General features: G+C 52.3%; 3 protein-coding genes and 1 pseudogene. 2 read left to right on the forward strand and 2 right to left on the reverse strand.

Translation table 11 applies throughout. The features are described 5' to 3' along the window. Positions 1-121, reverse strand: a pseudogene (locus tag AB7E14_RS22425) (fused PTS fructose transporter subunit IIA/HPr protein); the annotation flags it as partial. 369 nt (positions 122-490) lie between these two features. Between AB7E14_RS22425 and setB the strand changes: the two are divergent. Then, positions 491-1,672: a sugar efflux transporter SetB gene (gene setB, locus AB7E14_RS22430; RefSeq protein ID WP_316962507.1), complete on the forward strand. Its 1,182-nt coding sequence runs from the start codon at positions 491-493 to the stop codon at positions 1,670-1,672. Here setB and AB7E14_RS22435 read toward each other — a convergent pair. Next, positions 1,669-1,923, reverse strand: coding sequence for a YkgJ family cysteine cluster protein (locus AB7E14_RS22435; RefSeq protein WP_043000107.1), 255 nt, complete (start codon positions 1,921-1,923; stop codon positions 1,669-1,671). The genes setB and AB7E14_RS22435 overlap by 4 nt on opposite strands. 150 nt (positions 1,924-2,073) lie before the next feature. Here AB7E14_RS22435 and yeiP point away from each other — a divergent pair, with 150 nt between their 5' ends. Beyond that, positions 2,074-2,646, forward strand: coding sequence for an elongation factor P-like protein YeiP (gene yeiP / locus AB7E14_RS22440; protein WP_012131588.1), 573 nt, complete (start codon positions 2,074-2,076; stop codon positions 2,644-2,646). The last annotated feature ends 123 nt before the right edge of the window (positions 2,647-2,769 follow it).

Here is a 2,769-nt window from a genome sequence, read left to right on the forward strand (position 1 = left end):
CTACGTAGCCGTCCGCAACGTTGCCAGCCTGCACTAACGCAGCGGCAACCTGACGGATGGCTTCCTGTTTGTCTCCGGCCTGCTCGCCCGGATGAATGTCCTGAACGGATAACTGAAACATGGTTCTCCTCTCCTGCTGAATTGAAACGATTCAGCTTACATGAGAAAAAAGACGCTATACGGTTCCCTCAACTGAAACTCGACAGCGCTGAAACGTTTCAAGAAGTCTTGCGCTTTCTGCTTCAGCACGCAAGTAAAGTTGCATTTTTGATCGCAAAATTTAGAAGCAATGCACATTTTTGCCTCACTGGCGGTAGGTTGCTGAAGTCAATACAGCGTCATTTCACTTAAGGTTCAGCAGCGTCAGCTAACAGCATTGTCAGAGTGAAATGCCATTTTGATTTTTCGTGGCGATTTTGATTTAGTCATCTGTTTATTTCTCACTAAGCGGCGTAAACTCCGCGTCTCGTCACACTACTGATATCCAAACATGCACAATACCCCCGCTGCCGCCTCGCCAAAAACGTTTGACCTGACGTCTACGGCTTTCCTTATTGTCGCCTTTCTCACCGGTATCGCCGGTGCGCTACAGACCCCCACGCTAAGCCTTTTTCTGACTGATGAAGTCCATGCGCGCCCAGCAATGGTCGGCTTCTTTTTTACCGGCAGTGCGGTGATCGGCATCCTGGTGAGCCAGTTTCTGGCGGGACGTTCAGATAAAAAAGGCGATCGCAAAAAGCTGATCGTCTTCTGCTGTGCGCTGGGCATGCTGGCGTGCGTGTTATTTGCCTGGAATCGTAACTACTTTATTTTGCTGTTTATCGGGGTGTTTCTCAGCAGTTTTGGGTCGACCGCCAACCCGCAAATGTTTGCCCTGGCCCGCGAACATGCTGACCGCACAGGCCGTGAAGCGGTGATGTTCAGCTCCATACTGCGCGCCCAGGTTTCCCTTGCGTGGGTGATCGGCCCGCCGCTGGCTTACGCGCTGGCAATGGGCTTCAGCTTTACGGTGATGTACCTCAGTGCCGCGGTGGCGTTTGTGGTTTGCGGTGCAATGGTATGGTTTTTCTTACCATCCATGCGCAAAGAGACCGCACTGGCGATCGGTACGCTGGAAGCGCCGCGTCGTAACCGTCGCGATACCCTGCTGCTGTTTGCCATTTGTACCTTAATGTGGGGTACCAACAGCCTGTATATCATTAATATGCCGCTGTTTATTATTAATGAGCTGCATCTGCCGGAGAAACTGGCGGGTGTGATGATGGGGACAGCGGCCGCTCTGGAAATCCCGACCATGTTGATTGCTGGCTACTTCGCAAAACGTCTGGGTAAACGTCTGCTAATGTGCATTGCGGTCGCTGCCGGTTTTTGCTTTTACGCAGGAATGCTGATCGCGCACTCCCCTGTTGTGCTGCTGGGTTTACAATTGCTGAACGCCATCTATATCGGTATTCTCGGCGGCATCGGCATGCTTTATTTTCAGGATCTGATGCCTGGTCAGGCAGGGTCCGCCACCACGCTCTACACCAATACCATCCGCGTCGGCTGGATTATCGCCGGATCGCTGGCGGGCATTGCCGCTGAAATCTGGAACTACCATGCCGTTTTCTGGTTTGCGCTGGTGATGATTGTCGCCACCATGGCCTGCCTGTCGCGCATTAAGGATGTTTAGGGCGCGGTCAGCGCTTCAAGATCAATAAGCCAGGTCATCGCCTCGTCGCGGTTCGTTAAGCACATTTCCTGGGACGGTTTGAGGCTGCGACAGACGTTGGGGCGGAGGCTGGAGCCAAAGATACGGCACAGGTTGTCATCTGAGAGCTGGACGCACCTGACGTTTGCGGGCTTTCCCTGCGGCATGCCGGGGATGGGGCTGGAAATAGAAGGGGCAATACAACACGCCCCACAATCCGGACGGCATTCCATAATCTGACTCTCTTTATTGTGACCACCGGACAGGCGCGCACAGTACCACCTTTTTTGCACCAGCTAAAGGTGAATTCCACTTGCCTGAATGACCCGGCGCGAGTAGTTTGACGCGATAATTTAGCTAATCTCTATAACAGGATCTTTTCGATGCCAAGAGCGAACGAAATCAAAAAAGGTATGGTACTGAATTACAACGGCAAACTGCTGATTGTGAAAGATATCGATATTCAGTCCCCGACAGCCCGTGGCGCGGCAACGCTGTACAAAATGCGGTTCTCCGATGTCCGCACGGGTCTGAAAGTGGAAGAGCGTTTCAAGGGCGATGACATTGTCGATACCGTGACCCTGAGCCGCCGTGGCGTCGATTTCTCCTATATCGATGGCAACGAATACGTGTTCATGGATAAAGAAGACTACACGCCTTATACCTTCACCAAAGATCAGATCGAAGAAGAGCTGCTGTTTATCCCGGAAGGTGGAATGCCGGATATGCAGGTGCTGACCTGGGACGGCCAACTGCTGGCGCTCGAACTGCCGCAGACGGTAGATCTGGAAATCGTGGAAACCGCTCCAGGCATCAAAGGCGCTTCTGCCAGTGCGCGTAACAAACCCGCGACGCTGAGCACCGGTCTGGTTATTCAGGTGCCAGAATACCTGAGCGCCGGTGAGAAAATCCGCATTCATATCGAAGAGCGCCGCTATATGGGCCGTGCGGATTAATTTTTGAATGGATGTAAAAAAGGACAGCCTGAGCTGTCCTTTCAGGCTGCTGACAAAGAAGGAAAAAACGTGGTTTTTCCTTCTTTGTGGTTATCAGCCGAAAATCAATGAATTGATTTTCCT

It is taken from the genome of Citrobacter sp., assembly GCF_050252275.1.
In the GTDB taxonomy this organism is placed as follows: Bacteria; Pseudomonadota; Gammaproteobacteria; order Enterobacterales; family Enterobacteriaceae; genus Citrobacter_A; species Citrobacter_A amalonaticus.

Bases quoted from the DNA above. Each gene is read 5' to 3' on its own strand.
- setB (WP_316962507.1), top strand. From the start codon at position 491: ATGCACAATACCCCCGCTGCCGCCTCGCCAAAAACGTTTGACCTGACG.
- AB7E14_RS22435 (WP_043000107.1), bottom strand. From the start codon at position 1,923: ATGGAATGCCGTCCGGATTGTGGGGCGTGTTGTATTGCCCCTTCTATT.
- yeiP (WP_012131588.1), top strand. From the start codon at position 2,074: ATGCCAAGAGCGAACGAAATCAAAAAAGGTATGGTACTGAATTACAAC.